Here is a 16,700-nt window from a genome sequence, read left to right as displayed (position 1 = left end):
CAATGATGCTATCAATATCTATCCCCATTTTTTTCAGATCTTCATATGTATAAATTGCATTCAGTCTATTGTAAAAAAGATTAGCAACCACTTTTGTCTTGCCTAATGGGAACATTGAATTGGTAATATACACTAATTTTTCAAAATCATTAAGCTCAGTATTCTCTATGAGGGTTTCTAACCCCTTTTTAAATTTTCCTAAGGTAGATTTAGAAATAGATGATGTTGTCGCCTTTGCTTGTGCGTATATTTTTTTGTCATTTGAAAGTAGAATCTCAATATCCTGATGAGGTGCTTCTATTGAAATCTCTTTTATATCTTTGATATTTTCCAGAGTTAGAATTAATCCAGCTACTTCTTGAAACTCAAATCCAAAAACAGTCGGTTGTGCATTTCTATTTATTTCTTGATCTCTCATTTTGTTTCCTATTCATCATTCAAACAATGTCTGTTCTAATTTTATAAGTTACCTCTTAACCACTCGCGCTATATATATCTTAGCTGTATAAACTTTGCGGTCTTAGAGTTCTATATTTTACTAAATTATACATTTTGTGCAGCTACCAGTCAATTGTAAATACAGATAATTTTATTTTTATTATAACAGAAAAACCAACTACGAAAGGTAGATGATTTTATAACACACTGATTCCAAGAGGTGCGGCAATACTTAAGCCCCTTTCTCAGAACCCGGACATTTGGTTGTAAACTGTCTATCGTTGTTTCATCTCATTGAGCTGTGATAGCTGATTATCACCCAAACGGATGCATCCTATTATAGAACGAATCCTTATAATTCTCTTTCAAGTACTCGGCAACACTGTCATCATCAGAATAAAGAAACTTCTTATTAAGACCAATCAAATCTAATTGCTTCAAGATTTCTCTTTTTGCTATCGCGGGTATCTTCAATGTAGCTGCAGGAAGAATAGGTTGAAAAATTCCCTGGTTATCCCCGTAACTAGTGGTTAATTGATAAATAAAAGAACCATCTTGATTTCTCATTCGGTCAAAAATAACAGTTGGCTTGATTAATAAGTATCGAAGCTGAGGAAAATATTCTCCACCTGTGATACCAATCAGCTTGAACGCTAAACTGATAATTGCTTCAAATTTTTTGGATAAATCGTCATCAATTGTCCTGCTCTTATCATGAAAACTTTCAATACAACCCAGTACATCTTTATAATATTTTGAGAATTCAGGATTGTTTTTTTCGTACTGTTTCCACGCTTCTTCATTTTGATACTGAATTTGAAACATTTCTGAACCTTGAAATAAATCAAAAACATATTGATTCTCTTGTTCCATCAAATCTTTCTGAATCATGTCATCATCAATATAACTAGACCACCTAAACCAAATTTTCTGTTTGGTTATATCTTCAGAAAATAGCCTCTTCGTTAAGTCCTTGTATGGGCTATACTGAAATTGCCTTTTATCCGGTTCTCCACTTCTAGCATCATAAATTGAATCATTAAACAAATACAAAAAGCCATCCTCTTTGCCATTTGATTCACAGGCAAAGTACAAGGCTACCAAAGGATTCGAGGTAATATCAAGCAACTCAGTTGGCAGACCATGGTGCTGAGAATAGGCCAGAAAATTTTCAACTTCTCTTGAGGATAATTTCTGTCCTATTTCTCTAAAAAATTTTTCTCGTAATTTAAGCAAGTCAACAAACACCTTATCATTATCAAGCATCCACCGATAACCACTAGCTAAATTTTTCGTATCGCCATAGTCTTTAGACTCGCCTCTAAAATACCAGTTTTCATTATACTGAATGTCAAGTTGAGTGATAAACTCTTGCAAATTGTTAATTTTATCCATTTAGCACCTCAATCTTCACTCGAAGATTTCTTAAAATTTTCCGCTTGCTCTAATGCTTATTTGGTTTCAATCCGGCAATAATATCTTGTTTTCTTTTCTTCTCAAGTATATTGTCCAGAATCATACAAAATACTGTTTTCAAGCTGTTAAAATTATCAACTCCTTCTTGATCACTCTTTGCGACGTGGGTGATATCACTCATTTCTCCAAAAAGGCCGTAATCATTCTCTTTTAATTCTGGTGGTATAATATCGGAAACTTCGTTAGCTTTATCCAATTTTCCTTTAAAACTTCCAGGAATATCCTGTATATTTTCCCGTGTCAAAGTATCGACAAGTAAAGTTTCATATGCTTTTCTAAGGTAAACAACACTTCCAACTCCCAAGTTCTGGCTGTAAGCTTTCTCAGCTTTTTCTAGTAGCTCTGCCTCTTTCGGAAACTCTTCCAGATATTTTTCAATATAAAGCAGCCTGCTTTTCGTTTGGTCTGGGTATTCACCATACTTTACCAAATCATAAGGATGTCTATCAGACTTATTTCCTTCCCCCAGAAAATATGACATATATACTTTCTCACCACAAGTTGGACAAGTCATTCTAACCACAAGTGTGTCTCCAAGTACCTTCACATTTTCCAAATCATAGGGAGCATAATTCGAATTAAGATCACGATCTTTCAACGCAGAAAAAGTTTTTACCCCATTGCACTTCATACAAAACAAATCAGCTGTGGAATTCTCGGCTTCAGTTACAAATGGTGCATAAAGTCCAAACGCCCAAAGGCTTGTTCCCATTCGCTTGAGCAATAAATCGGCTTTGCTGATAATTCGCTAAATTTATTTTCCATCTACCCTCCATTTTTTTGCAAAATAACCTTATTTCTAATTATACTTTTAATTAAAGAATCTGTCAATTAGGGATAAAGCTACTCTTTATTGTTTCATAATTTTCAAAAAAAAAAAGAAAAACCACCCGCTCAAAGCAAATGGCTTAACAAAGCACTGATTCCAAGATGTGGGTCAATACTCGAACCCTTTTCAGATCCAGGACACTTGGTCGTGGACTACTATATTTATTGTAGCTTATTCTAGCATAGAAAGATGAAAAACGCAATCATTTGATTGCAAAAAGATACAGATTTACGTGTTTTGTATGCATTTGCATTTTCTGAAATGTTCTTGCTCTTAGAAATGGATCAAAAACATTATTGGTCTATCCGATAAATTTCCCGCACAATCCAGCCAATATTAGTGTAGGGATTCGAGATTTTATCAAGCCCCCTACCCATATCCCGTGACTTTTCGAGTGCATAGCACAGTGAATCGCATATTTTTCCTAACTGATTTTCTTCCGCCTTTTTATACCTTTTCTTCAGATACTGGCTCAGCTTTTTTTCGAGCTCTTTTCGGCTCAATGACTTTCCTGCTTTCTCAAAGTGCAAGAGGAGCCACAGTTCAAAGGCCTCATTGGAAAATCCAATCTGATAGCCATACTCATCAGCTCTAGAGAATGTTTTCTGTAAATCTTCCATGCTCAGGTCATCCTTGTCGAAAACGACATAAATTTTTTCTAGTAAATAGATTTTTTCCATGATCTTTATATTCATGGTTTCACCATATTTATCAATCAACCTTGTAATAGCAGCTACTTGTTCCTGAAGCCCCTGTTCTTTTGCTCTATCACCGTACCTAATATAATAAAATATCAACTCTAAATCGTTATAGGATGCAAGTCCTAAAACCAGCCTCACTCTTATCTCTTCTTTAAGATTTTATTCTGAGTTTTAAGCTCGTTCGCGATTTCTTTCAAATAACCCGTGGAATCCTTCCCTTTTTTGTAGGAATACAGCTCAAAAGTGTCACTCTTCTCTAATGCTTCGTGTGCCAACAAGTGAGTTAACCTCCCTTTGTCGCCACGCTCCCACCTGAGACCACTTGAATCCGTGAAACGGAGCCCAAACTCGCTTCCTTTATCAAATTCAACTTCCGTGCGAAATATTCCAGGTGGGATGATTTTAATATACTCTTCAGATAGAAATCCTCCTCCGAGATGAGAGATGACTTCCACTTTATAAATCGGACCTTGCGAATTATTACTGATGATTGCGAACATTTTTCCAGTATAATCCGATTCTTCCGCCCAAATCGCAACATTATATGCTTGCGTGGTCTGTCTTTGTAGCTCAACCTGCGTCTTCATTAGACGATTTTGTCTGTAAGCAATTACAACCTGAAAAACCACAGCTATTGCTGATGCTGCCCCAGCTAATACTGAAATGAATGTTAAGGTTATTTCCATGAGCTCCCCCTAACTTCGAATTGAATGATAAGTCTTTATTTATGAAGATTACACTTCACTAAAATGATATGTCTTTTCAAATTCTTTAAACAAATAAACAAGCATTTGCTTTTCCTGTGGATTCAATTCAGGATACTCATCTTCCGAGTGTCTGGAATGGCTGGAAATATTAACAACACGTGCTTCATAGTTCTTTTTGCTCCCATCATCCGGCAATAAATCTGTCCACTTTTCATAACCTAAAAAAGTTGAAGTTTTTTCGTACAGATTTCTCAAAAAGTTGAAATGATACTTCTGAATGTCATTATTTTTTATTGCCGTGTTCAATTCATTTTTTAAGAAAAGATGGTAAGCAAAAGGAGAATCATCATCTTGCCTTATTAACTCATATGTTGAATCTTCAAGCTTTTCCAGTCTTAAGCGCTGTGATTTTTTTAACTCATTGTATAAAACATTATAGAAAAGCGGATTATGTGTCGTAATAATGAACCTAACATCAGACTCGCAAGACTTGATAAGCGCACCTAAATTAGAAGCAACCTCAATCAAATGATTTTCATCTAGAGAAGTCACAGGGTCATCAATGAAGACATATTCTAACGCGTCAAAGTCAGCAGTGCTCCTATCTTCTGGCTCGGGAATGTTCAACTCTTCAATCACTAATTCTAGAAGAGAGTAGAAAATGGACCAGATAAAATTACTTTCCTCACCTTTCGAAATCTTTATTCCTTCAAACTTTTCGGTACTTCCATCATTTCCCTGCTGATAAGAAAAACAAATCCCATCTATAATTTCTTTACTACCATTGCCTCGAAGCAGATTTCCATCTATATCCAATCGACGAATAAAAACTGGTGTCAATTTGTCATTGGTATAATGCCGGAAATTCTCTGCGATTCTCTCCTCCAAACCTGAATCGGTGATGAGCCAAGATATAAAACGATTTGGCTGAATTTGAAGCACCCTCCCGAGATTTTCAATAAAGTCATTATCCCAATAAAATAAGTCTTCAGTAAAGGCGTTGTAATATAGGATTTTGTCACGAGTAAGACTACCAGTCCCATCTTCATTTGTATCAAGATTTTGGATTAGATTTTTAAACTCAAGCGATAACCGCGTCTTTCCAGTTCCATTAAAAGCATAAATAAGTTGAACCTTTTTATTACAACTTTTCAATTCCTGTGCGATTTCATTTAATGACTTTCCCATAATCTTTTACTTTCATTACTGTTTGTTTTTAAAGCTAAATAACTCCTCTCGCCAGTACTCATACTGCTTCTGGCGGAGCTCGATTTCTTTTGGTAATCCGTCTGATAAATCTGAAGTGAGCTGGTCAAACCTATCAAGAATGTCTACAATACGTTTTTGTTCTGCTAAAGATGGAATTGGAAACTTCCATTTTCTTAGTTTTTCCATCTGTACTGACGGAAAACTTGAAGTACTGATATCTCGTTTTGCCTGCTCATCTAGCATAAAGAAATAATAATAAACAAATTTAGTGTCAAGCCATTTGCGCAACCCCATTTTGATTGTGAAGTTTGTGAACCGTTGATTACACATGTAATCAACGGTAATAAGCGCATGTTCACCAATCGTGGCTGTTGTTGCCATAATAAGTGAATTAGCAGGAAACAGTTTTCCTTTTATTCCTGAATGATGAACTTTTTGAATGGCCTCATCTAAAACGTTGCCATGACTTCGCAAGTCCTCCATACGAAACCATGGAATATCTCCATTTGACCAATAGTTTTTGTTTGCCTTACTAGGTGTATAACCATTCTTCAAGTCAAAGACTTCTTCAACAGTCGTCCAAATCACGCGCACAATATCATCAAGCGAAACGCCAACTTTTTCAGCAGCTTCTCTTAAAACAAATAAATATCCACTAGTTAACGGCTGGCTGGCTGGCTGGCTGGCTGGCTGGCTGGCTGGCTGGCTGGCTTTAGCACTATTTGAGTCAAAAGTCAAGAGCTGTTCACGATAATATTCATATTGCTTTTGACGTAAGGCGATTTCCTCAGGTAAAAGTCCAGAAACGTCTTCGGTCAAAGCTTGGAATTTGTCTAAAATCTCTACAATTTTGGATTGAAGTTTGAGTGGAGGGAGTGGAATCTTTACTTTTTCTATCATTGGTTTGGTTAAGCTTGGAATGCCTGTTTGAACTCCGCCAAGTTCAACCTGAGTCAAAATATAATTCAAGTATTTTATAGAAATAATTTCAGTATTAGGAATTAAAGTAAGAAGACGAACAATCGGCGTGAACTTAGATTCTCTAACAGCATGCCAGCCCAATGTTCCACGTGCAGAAATAGTAACTGCCTCTTTGTCAATTCTATAACTATCTGTGAACCCATATAAGCTCTGAGTCCCAGTTCCGTTTGAGTAAATTGGATAAGGAAATTCTTGACTGGGCTCTTTCTGTCCTTTGTTATAATTTTCTGGCAAATCTCCACCCGCAAATATACTAGCAACCTCTCCTAGACTTGTCCACCGAACATTGAGTGATTCTGACGAATCACTCAGAGAGTCACTCTCTGGGAAAGTCAGCAGCCGATCCCGATAAAAAGAATACTGCTTTTGGCGTAACGTCAATTCTGCCGTCAATTCTGCCGTCAATTCTGTAACATAATCTGTCATTTTGTCAAGTATTTCGACACATTTTTGTTGAATTTCTATAGACGGAATTGGGATTTCTATCTGAGAAAAATTACTAATCCAAAGACGTTTATGTCCTGCCGCGTATATCTCCACTTTTTGTATAGTCTGCATAAAATAAAAAATATATTTTTGCATTACTTCATTTTCATTTTTTGTAGTAATAATCTTCGTTGCTGAACTTTTTACCTTAAAATCGAAATCAATCCAGCGGCTTGCAGATGTAAAATCATCAAACAAAATAACTGGTGATTCACTTGCTTTTCTAACCCCTTCTTGCTCATCAGTATAACCAAGAATAAATGTTTTCCCCGCTGTTAAAACTGGTGTCTTAAATTTCTCATCATAATTTGTATTTTTGACAATGTATTTTGTTGGCTGCTCATAGTCTGTCACTTCTCCAAGTAGAAGCAAGTCCACCTCAGCAACTCTAATTAATTCTAAAAGATTATTTTCCTGCATCTCCAACCTCCTTTTTTATTTCGTTAATTTGTAGATTGAAATCGGCATGCTCCTTTTCTAGCATAAAGTATAGTATTTCCTCAAATAGAGCATCATACAGCGCGTTAACTTTCTTCGTTCCCAGCATGTCAACTCTTTGTTTATTCTTTTTAAGTCCATGTCTGAGCATAAAATTGTTAAAGACATACTCGATGTTTTTATCTTTAATTTTCCCTTGCTTTTGCTCAAGGTACTTATGTAGATTCGTCAGAATGTTCGCCTTTCCTTCAATGTTATCTTTGTTACGATAGTGAGAATAGCTCAGAATTGATAAAGCTAGTCTTTCATTATCCGGGAGAATAATGTCTGACACGACTGTTACAACTTCATCATTCGGAACGACAATTTTCTTGTTAGGCTCAATTTCTACAATTCTTTGATTCGATTTTTCTAAAATAAGATCTATGTTTTTCATGATTGAGTGTCTAATGTCGGAATAATTATACTTATACCTAAACACATTCGAAAAATTCAATGCCTTTAGTTCTTGGAACATTAGTATGATAATCTCTATAAATAAGTCAAGTTTATCAATCGTCTGAATTCCATACCTCACACGATTAAGTTCCAAATAATCTAAAAAACTATCGATTGTTATGAAAGTGTTTCTGCTCTCAAAATCAATGAAGTTTTCTCTTAGAATGTCTAAGACAGAATAGCTATAGTAGCCGTTCTTCGAAACAGTATTTCCATTTTCTATCAACGCCCACAAGTTTTCATACTCCTGCTGAATATCTAATTCCTTATTTGACAAAATGTCCCAGATATTTTTTCTTTCAGTCATTTTCTTCTTTCCGCTTTCTTACCAGAGTGATAAAAATCCATCAAATTTTAGCAACTATTGTTTATACTTTGGTTCTTTACTACTATAAAATATTCGCATAGACATCATTTCGTCTGATGTTCTCTTTTCGTCCTATCTTCAAATTCATTAGCATCAAATAATGTTGTCTGCCCTAAATCTACTTCTAATTTATTCGCTCTTAACTCGGTCATTTCTGGTTTATGATTAAAGGAAAACACATGATTTTTATCAGATGCGTATTTGTTGACGAACAAAACATCAAAATTTGTCTTTTCTTCGCCCTCTCTTACCTTTCTTCTAAGAGTACAATCAATATAAAAACCGGTGTTGAACTGTATTTGATTGCTCTGCGCAGCCCACAAAAATTCTCTATCCTTGACATAAAAGCGAATTCTTTCATCTTCATATTCTCCAGACCACATTTCATTACTGCCTGCAACAATAACAGGCGAAATAATGTAAATCTTGGCATTTGGAATTTCATCGTTTTCATTTTCACAAGAGAATATATAGTCATCAAAACTGGCACTAGATATTGTGGCAATCTCTTTACCATTTCCGGCTATCACTATTTCTTTTATAGTCTTATCGGATTTATTAGCTTTGAAAAATGCGTTTTTCTGTTTCTTTGACACTGGTAATGCTTCAATATAGATTTCAGTCTGTTGGAGCGTCAAGGTTCCATTGTTATACTTTTCTTGAATATCTATGAGCGTTTGTACCTCTTCAAGCTTGCTGGACTTAGGTTTTGGATTTGGAGAAAAAAACTTTGCCGTTGCAGCCGTTAAAATCACGGAAGCCAGTGGAGAAATTACTTCTTTGTTTTCTCCTATAAATACAGCAATATCACTTAAGAAACTCCCTTGAATCCTAGCAACATTTCTAATTTCTATTTTTACCTCCACTGCTTTCGCCACACCACGTAGATAGTCAATAAATGCTTTTTCAGATTTGTTAAGAGTCAATGCATCTATTTCATGGAGTTGTGTATCCTCGAATTTCCATTTTATTTGGTAATCACACTTCACGAAATGAGCTGCCTCATTCGAGATTGAGTGACGTACATGGATAAATTTACGGGATGTAGACTTAGGCTTCTTGAACGTTCTTTTTCCAATACGGGTATCGCGTTTCTGCAGGTTTTTATGCTCAGTTTGTAGTCTTCTGCGACGATTATTAAAACTAGCTTTCATGGAAGGAAAGTTTGATTTGACACGCGTCGATTTACGCGATTTATGTACAAATTGGTTGGTTGTATGCATTAACTATGTTTGCTTTTCTCCATTACCTACACCGTCAAATGAAAATAGTGTCGGAAAGCAATCCTTTCATCTTTTTTGATTTAAGATGTCGACACAGGTTCATCATTCTCTACTCCAAAATTCGACAAAATCAATTTTTTGTTCATTTTCATTTTACCATTGATTTCATCAAAGTCAATCCGTTTTCAGACGTTTTGTTCTTTTTCCTTGGTTTCAACTTGACATCCGCTTCAAAGCTTGATACAATCTATCCAATCAATAAGGTTTCGTGCGCGAGCCTTTGGGAAAATCTTTTGTGATTTATCAGTCAGTTTTTCAGCTGGCTGTTTTTTTACCATTACTTTCATCTACTTTTCTACATGTAGATTTTTCTACTTTTCTACTTTTTACTTGACATCTGAGCTCGAGCTCTGTATAATTAACTCAATCGATGAAGTTCCGTGCGCGGACTTCTGTGGAAAAAATCTTCGAGGTTTTATCAGCTCTTGCTTCGGCTTTAGCTGTTTTTTATTGCCTCGAAATGGTCTGCGCAGGTCATTATTTCGTTTAATAATTTGCGCTCATTTTCCTGCGGTTTCAGCTGAAATATAAAATCCACGGCTTTCTTACGATAACGATTTTCAAATTTCCCATCACGTCGTTTCGCAAAGCCTAGAAAAATACTTAACGGTGTAAAATGAAAAAGTGAATTTCTTAGCTCGACAAGATTGAAAAAGTTTTGAGTGATATTTCCTGTTCTTAAAAAATCATATCCAATGATAATTTGGTTGAATATTGTTTTTTGGTTCTTAAGCAGCCATATAATCAGATGTCTGAGTTCACCGAAAGTCATTTTTGTGATATATTTCCACGTTTCTTCTGCCTGATAAAGTGGTAACCCTTTTACTTCTACCCTTTTTATCTCTGCAATAAGTGAATTCCTTTTCTCAGCTTCTAAAACATTGTTTTCAATCAAATTACTTACAGGATAAGTCACTCGACTGTTAATCACACGCGCAAACTGTAAACATGGCAACCATTTTCAATTTTTTCCGCAAATCTAACCTTACTACAAGAAATAACATTAAAATAATTACTATCTCGTAAATAGACTTTGGCATTTTCTTTATCCGAAAAAATGATAGCTTTAGTCTTCTCAAGATAATCTATCTGCTCATCTAAACTCTTAAAGGGCTTCGCCATCAAATCTCCCTGTATCTTTCCATTTCTTTCCTGTATTTCATTCACTCAACTCTTTCACAATCTCATCAATCTCCCCCCGAAGCCGGGTAATCTTCTCAACCGTCGCCGCAATCTCGCCGTTCAGCACATCGATATCAATCTTCTCCGTTAAATCCTCTGCCTCCACATAACTCGAAACCGAAAGATTATAGCTATTTGCGACAATGTCCTCATATTTGACAGATTTCGAAAAATAGTCTTTTTCTTCCTTTTTGTCAAAATGGGAGAGGATTTTGTCAATATTCACGTCTAGAAGCACGTTATTATTTGTTTCTTTCTTGAACTCCCGGCTGGCGTCAATGAAGAATGTATCTGTATCTGGCTTGTTTTTCGCAAGTATCAAAATACAGGTCGCAATGCTGGTGCCGAAGAAAAGGTTTGCTGGCAGCTGAATCACGGCTTCTACAAAGTTCGTGTCCACCAAGTACTTGCGGATTTTTTGTTCTGCCCCGCCGCGATAGAATATTCCTGGAAAGGTGACGATTGCCGCGCGTCCTTTGGCTGAGAGATAGCTCAGTGCATGCATAATGAAGGCAAAGTCAGCTTTTGACTTTGGCGCCAGAACACCCGCGGGACTAAAACGGTCATCGTTAATCAAGGTCGGGTCATCCGAGCCAATCCACTTGATGGAATAAGGCGGGTTGGAGACGATGGCGTCAAAAGGCTTGTCGTCGTTGTGCAGAGGATTTGTGAGCGTATCGCCGCGTTTGATGCTGAACATGTCATAGTTGATGTTGTGCAGGAACATGTTCATGCGCGCAAGGTTATAGGTGGTCATGTTGATTTCCTGACCGAAAAAGCCCTCCTCGATAATGTGCTCCGAGAACTGCTTTTTGGCTTGTAGCAAAAGGGAGCCCGAGCCACAGGCAGGGTCATAGATTTTGTTGACTTTATTCTGCTCATTTTTGCCTAGCATAACAATTTTCGCGAGTAGTTTCGACACGCTCTGCGGCGTGAAAAATTCACCTCCGGATTTCCCCGCGTTCGAGGCATAGTTTGAAATCAGAAATTCATAGGCATCACCGAAGAGGTCGATTTGATTGTCCTCAAAGCGACCGAAGTTGAGCTGAGCGATTCCTTCCAGCACATCTGCCAGACGCTGGTTCTTCTCAGCCACAGTATTTCCCAGACGATTACTGGTCGTATCTAAATCGTCAAATAGCCCCTTGATGTCCGATTCTGAGGGGTACCCTGTAGCACTGGACTCAATCGCGGTGAAAATAGATTTAAGCTGTGTGTTTAAATCGTCGTTGCTGCGTGCCGTTTTAACAACATTTGAAAAGAGCTGACTCGGTGCAATGTAATAGCCTCTTGTCTTCACGGCATCATCAATATTTTCCGGTGTAATCTTCTCGTCCGGAATCTCGGAATAATTCACCTCTGGATCGCCCGCCTCAATATAATTCTGGAAGTTTTCACTGATAAAGCGATAAAACAGGATTCCTAAAATGTATTGTTTGAAGTCCCAGCCATCGACTGCACCACGCACGTTGTCAGCAATTGACCAAATTTTGCTTTGCAATTCTTTTCTTTCAGTTTGTGCTGTCATTTTCTATTTTTTCTCCAGACTTATTGCTTTTGTACTTTTCTAATTTTATCATTTTTTCGCCCTACTAAAAAATGGATAAAGCCTACTTATACAGCACCGCCAATGCCCTTGAATTTTTCAACAAGCGTACTGATTTTCTCATAGACAATTTGCTTTTTTGTGTGGTAGGCAGGATTTAATGGACTCATTTTCGGTAGAGATTCATTGAGTGCATTGCCGTTTTCACTCGCATATTCTTGTTTCAGCGAGATTTGGATGTAGCGTTTCGCGTTCTCTACATTCAGGGCCTCGTCCTGAATGAGTTGTGCGACTTCTTTCTTCTGCTCTTTTTGGGCAAATGTATAGAACTTTTCCAAAATCTCCGGACGATCTTTGATTGCATCAATGTCCGTGTTTCTGATGAAATCAACAATCAAGCTTTCTTTTGCACGATTTCCTATGCTTGCACGAATGGTACGAATGATTTCGTCAATGAGCTTGTCTTTGTCTGAAATCTTTTTGTTTGTCTCAAAAATCAATTCTAAGATGTAATCCAGATTGATTTCTTGCGATTTTAAGAGTTCAACCTCAAAGGTAACTGAATCCCAGTCTACAGTTGACTCTTCACTCTTCTGATTCCGTCGCTCGTTGTTATACCATTCTCTGATATCATTGTAGGTTGAACGATAATCCTGAATTTCACGTAGACTAGGTATTTCTAGTTCCTGCAAAGTAGCAATCTTCGCATCATCTAAATAGAATTTTGATTTCAATTCGGTTAGCGCTGCTTCGTCATTGAGATCAATTTCTTGTAAAGCTTGTAAACCCGCGAATTCATCATAGTTTTGCAAGATATTGTCCAACTTCAAAAACTCACCAAAGAGTTTTACGAATTCTTTTTTATCAGTTTCTCGATTTATTTTATCCGGCTCGGGGAATTTCTCTTTTAGCTCAGCGACAATATCCAAATAACCGCGCCGTGCTTCATCGCTTTCGCCATCTTTGAAGCCGTTCATATACTCGTCATAAGGCCGCTCAAGTAAAACTTCGGCGGTCTGTGACTTCCCAAATAGTGTGATTGCAGCCTTGGTTTTACTTTCTAGGTCACGGAAAGTTACGATGTTCCCGAACGATTTTGTCGCATCATAAATTCGGTTGGTCCTTGAAAATGCTTGTATCAATCCATGATACTGTAGGTTTTTATCGACAAATAGAGTATTCAGAGTTGGTGCATCAAAGCCCGTCAGGAACATACCGACCACAATAAGCAGGTCGACTTCTCTATTCTTTACCCGCTTGGCCAGGTTCTTATAGTAATTCTGAAAGCTCTTGCCTTCAACTGAGTAAGATTCCTTAAAGTGTTGATTGTAGTCGCTGATGGCGCGTGTCAGGAATTCTTTTGCGCTCAGGTCAAGCGCTTGCGGCTCAAAATTTTCATCGCTAATCTCGCCGATGGCGCTCTGCTCTTCATTTGCGGCAAAGGAAAAAATAGTAGCAATCGTCAGCTTCTTCTCCTGATTTTCTTGCAATTCTTGTAGTTTTTCATAATAGAGCTTGGCTGCTTCGATGCTGGAAACCGCAAACATGGCGTTGAAGCCTTTACCAGCTGTGCGATGTGTCTTTTGTGAAAAATGGTTTAAGATGTACCCGGAAATTTCATGAATACGCGTCGGATGCAACAAGGCCTGTCTATTTTCTGCCGCTGAGAGCTTCTTTTCGTCAGTCTCAGCTTCAAGTCTGGCAAACTGTGGCCGAACGTCATTATAATCCACCATGAATTTAAGGACTTTTTGGTCACGAATGGCATCTGTGATAACATACGAATGTAGTTCAGGTCCAAAGACTGATTGTGTTGTGTCGCTGCCTAAGGCATTATCTGGAAAGATTGGTGTTCCCGTAAAGCCGAACTGATAATAATGCTTGAATTTCTTTCTCAGATTTTTCTGTGCCTCACCGAACTGGGAACGATGACATTCATCAAAAATGAAAACCACCTGTTTTTCATAAATCTCATGCTTATCCAGTTTCCTCATGAGATGATTCAGTTTTTGAATCGTTGTGACAATGATTTTATTATCTTCTTTTTCGATGTTGCGCTTCAGACCAGCCGTATTTTCTGAGCCATTGACCGAATCCGGCGAAAAGCGCTGGTATTCCTTCATCGTCTGATAGTCCAAATCCTTTCGATCTACCACAAAGAAGACCTTGTCAATGAAGTCAAGATCTGTCGCTAATCGAGCAGCCTTAAACGACGTCAACGTCTTTCCTGAACCTGTTGTATGCCAAATAAAACCGCCAGTTTCAGGCCCAGATTTTAATTTTGCTCCATGTGCAGAATTAATTTTCCAGAGGATTCGCTCAGTTGCTGCAATCTGATAGGGGCGCATGATTAGCAGCGTGTCATTTGCATCAAAAACGGAATAGTTAATCAGAACATTTAGTAAAGTATTCTTCCACAAAAAGGTAGCTGTAAAATCTTTCAAATCCCGGATAGGCTCATTATCTTTACGCGCCCAATTCATCGTAAAATCGAAAGAATTCTTGTCTCGCTTCGTCGTATTCGCGAAATAGCGCGTGTCAGTCCCATTTGAAATCACAAAAATCTGCAAATACTTGAAGAGTGAATTTTCAGAATTAAAACTTTCCTTACTGTAGCGATGAATCTGATTGAAAGCCTCACGAATCGATGTCCCGCGCTTTTTTAGCTCAATCTGCACTAAAGGCAGACCATTGACTAAAATCGTCACATCATAACGATTGGCATGACTCCCAGTCTGCTTCATCTGATTGATAACCTGAAGTTTATTACGAGCAATATTTTTCTTGTCCAGCAGATAAATATTTTGAATATGTCCATCATCGAAAATAAAATCACAAACATAATCATCGTGAATCTTGCGCGTGCGCTCAATAATACTGTCACTGGGATTATTGATATACTCTGTCAGAATGCGCTCCCATTCAGCATCCGAAAAATGCACATCATTCAATCCCTCAATTTGAACGCGTAGGTTTTCCTGTAAAGCCTCTGGTGTTGTCAGATAATTTAAATAATCATACCCCTGATGCTGCAGATCAAAAATTAACTCCCGCTCAAGATCTGCTTCTTTTTGATAACTACCTTTTTGCTCTATTTTTGTATATTTATCTAGGACGATAAAGTTGTTGGACTCTAGAATTGGGGCACTTTCCATTGCCTCGGTCATAAATTTTCTCCTCTGAATAACGTTCACACAAGTGATATGGACTAATTATAACATCTCAATATAGTTTTTACTAGAAATCACGAGAGTGATGGAATCATTAGCAAGGCATTTAGACATAGAAATCTCTGTCGAAAAAATTTCCCTCACAAGCCAGGCCAATCTCCATTTCCTCAATTGGATGTGTTCACTATTTTGTAGATTTTATTTTTAACAAAACGCAAAAACATTACTTATCCAATCCCGCAATTTTCCGCTGTTTCAGGTTCGCCTGATTTGCCACATAGGTCATAACCGTTTTAAATTCTTTCGCTGTGGCTTTATCAGATAAATCAGCAACGCTTTTGTTATATTTATCAACGATTTGTTTCACTTGTTCCTTTTCAGTCATCTAATTTGTCCTCCAGTTCCTCTATACTATAACGCTCAGGTAAGACCAACTGCACATTATCCGCTGCGTAATGAACTTCCGAAATATTATTTTGATAGTCTTTCACGATAATGTGTAAAACGACCTGCGGATGTCTCTCTTTTACTTTTTGGATGTTCTCTCTTGCCTTGAAATAAGCATTTATAAAGGTTTTCTTCGGAACTTTCCGTCCCTCCGTTATTTCTCGTTCTTTTGTAAATTGCCAAGCAATCTGCGGTTCCTGATAAACATAGAAAATCGTTACCCGAAAGCCCCTTTTTTCAGCACGACTAATGTTTTTCTCAGCAGATAATATCGCAAAGGTTGCATCAAGGATGAAGGAATATCCCTTTTCCAGCACAAATTTCAGTGCCTGCTCAACTAACCAGGAAGCTGCCTTTTGAAAATCTGATGAATTCTTTCCATTGTAATCAGGAAACTTTTCCCGAAAAGCATCAGCATCAATCACGACATGGTTATCATAATTTTCTGCTAAACCTGATGCGACTTCCGTTTTTCCCGCACCCGGACTCCCAGCCATAAATACTGCATCTTTTTCAGGGTCTGGTGACTTTCCGCGGATAATCTCGTTGATAAATTTATCTTTGTTTGTTTTGGCATACTCTAAGTATTTATCGTTCGCATTCACGGGCAAATTCCTCCTTTCGTTTTATTTTGCTAAATCATCATTTTCAATACTCACAACATCCCCAAAATCAACTTCCAGAGTCTCAGCAATCCTAATCAGCGATTGCATTGACACAGGCTCATCTTTACCAAGTTTTGCTATAACGTTAGCACTGATACCTGATAAATCTTTCAGTTGTGTCTTGTTTAATTTCTTATCAATCAATATTTTCCATAACTTTTTATAAGAAATTGGCATATTTTCACCTCCTACTTCACTATTTCAATTATATCACGTTTCCTGTGATATTTATCATGAATATTACAAACAATATCACGAAATATAAAAAGAAAAAAAT

15 protein-coding genes and 1 pseudogene are annotated in these 16,700 nt (G+C 37.3%); all 16 read right to left on the bottom strand.

Annotated elements, in window-relative coordinates:
- Window positions 1-418 (bottom strand): annotated as a pseudogene (locus tag ACYQ2E_RS10635) (hypothetical protein); the annotation flags it as partial.
- A gap of 335 nt (window positions 419-753) precedes the next feature.
- Window positions 754-1,833 carry an FRG domain-containing protein gene (locus ACYQ2E_RS10630; RefSeq protein WP_460018044.1) on the bottom strand — a complete coding sequence of 360 codons (1,080 nt, stop codon included), beginning with the start codon at window positions 1,831-1,833 and terminating at the stop codon, window positions 754-756.
- Between the two features lie 49 nt (window positions 1,834-1,882).
- Window positions 1,883-2,626 carry a hypothetical protein gene (locus ACYQ2E_RS10625; protein ID WP_460018043.1) on the bottom strand — a complete coding sequence of 248 codons (744 nt, stop codon included), beginning with the start codon at window positions 2,624-2,626 and terminating at the stop codon, window positions 1,883-1,885.
- 410 nt (window positions 2,627-3,036) lie between these two features.
- Complete coding sequence (locus ACYQ2E_RS10620) at window positions 3,037-3,582, bottom strand: RloB family protein (RefSeq protein ID WP_460018042.1); 546 nt, start codon at window positions 3,580-3,582, stop codon at window positions 3,037-3,039.
- Window positions 3,583-3,584: 2 nt separating this feature from the next.
- Window positions 3,585-4,130, bottom strand: coding sequence for a hypothetical protein (locus tag ACYQ2E_RS10615; protein ID WP_460018041.1), 546 nt, complete (start codon window positions 4,128-4,130; stop codon window positions 3,585-3,587).
- A gap of 48 nt (window positions 4,131-4,178) precedes the next feature.
- The gene (locus tag ACYQ2E_RS10610; protein WP_460018040.1) at window positions 4,179-5,339 is read right to left on the bottom strand and encodes an AAA family ATPase; all 1,161 of its coding nucleotides are present in this window, start codon (window positions 5,337-5,339) and stop codon (window positions 4,179-4,181) included.
- A 15-nt stretch (window positions 5,340-5,354) separates the two neighbouring features.
- On the bottom strand, window positions 5,355-7,247 hold the full coding sequence (locus tag ACYQ2E_RS10605) for a restriction endonuclease subunit S (protein ID WP_460018039.1): 1,893 nt from the start codon (window positions 7,245-7,247) through the stop codon (window positions 5,355-5,357).
- Window positions 7,234-8,070 (bottom strand): hypothetical protein, encoded by an 837-nt coding sequence (locus ACYQ2E_RS10600; protein WP_460018038.1) that lies wholly within the window; start codon window positions 8,068-8,070, stop codon window positions 7,234-7,236. The genes ACYQ2E_RS10605 and ACYQ2E_RS10600 overlap by 14 nt, the downstream gene beginning before the upstream one ends.
- Window positions 8,071-8,174: 104 nt before the next feature.
- Window positions 8,175-9,353: a hypothetical protein gene (locus ACYQ2E_RS10595; protein ID WP_460018037.1), complete on the bottom strand. Its 1,179-nt coding sequence runs from the start codon at window positions 9,351-9,353 to the stop codon at window positions 8,175-8,177.
- Window positions 9,354-9,849: 496 nt separating this feature from the next.
- Complete coding sequence (locus ACYQ2E_RS10590) at window positions 9,850-10,329, bottom strand: hypothetical protein (RefSeq protein ID WP_460018036.1); 480 nt, start codon at window positions 10,327-10,329, stop codon at window positions 9,850-9,852.
- Window positions 10,330-10,340: 11 nt separating this feature from the next.
- Window positions 10,341-10,580, bottom strand: coding sequence for a hypothetical protein (locus tag ACYQ2E_RS10585; protein WP_460018035.1), 240 nt, complete (start codon window positions 10,578-10,580; stop codon window positions 10,341-10,343).
- Window positions 10,573-12,123 (bottom strand): type I restriction-modification system subunit M, encoded by a 1,551-nt coding sequence (locus ACYQ2E_RS10580; RefSeq protein WP_460018034.1) that lies wholly within the window; start codon window positions 12,121-12,123, stop codon window positions 10,573-10,575. Before ACYQ2E_RS10580 ends, ACYQ2E_RS10585 begins: the two co-directional genes overlap by 8 nt.
- Before the next feature lie 86 nt (window positions 12,124-12,209).
- The gene (locus ACYQ2E_RS10575) at window positions 12,210-15,308 is read right to left on the bottom strand and encodes a type I restriction endonuclease subunit R (protein ID WP_460018033.1); all 3,099 of its coding nucleotides are present in this window, start codon (window positions 15,306-15,308) and stop codon (window positions 12,210-12,212) included.
- Window positions 15,309-15,534: 226 nt separating this feature from the next.
- Entirely contained in the window at window positions 15,535-15,696 is a 162-nt protein-coding gene (locus tag ACYQ2E_RS10570; protein ID WP_460018032.1) for a hypothetical protein, read from the bottom strand.
- Window positions 15,689-16,363: a zeta toxin family protein gene (locus tag ACYQ2E_RS10565; RefSeq protein WP_460018031.1), complete on the bottom strand. Its 675-nt coding sequence runs from the start codon at window positions 16,361-16,363 to the stop codon at window positions 15,689-15,691. The genes ACYQ2E_RS10570 and ACYQ2E_RS10565 overlap by 8 nt, the downstream gene beginning before the upstream one ends.
- A gap of 21 nt (window positions 16,364-16,384) precedes the next feature.
- Window positions 16,385-16,600, bottom strand: coding sequence for a helix-turn-helix domain-containing protein (locus tag ACYQ2E_RS10560; RefSeq protein WP_460018030.1), 216 nt, complete (start codon window positions 16,598-16,600; stop codon window positions 16,385-16,387).
- Between the last annotated feature and the right edge of the window lie 100 nt (window positions 16,601-16,700).

The organism is Lactovum odontotermitis, from assembly GCF_054658595.1.
This window is presented reverse-complemented; position numbering and strand designations above follow the sequence as displayed.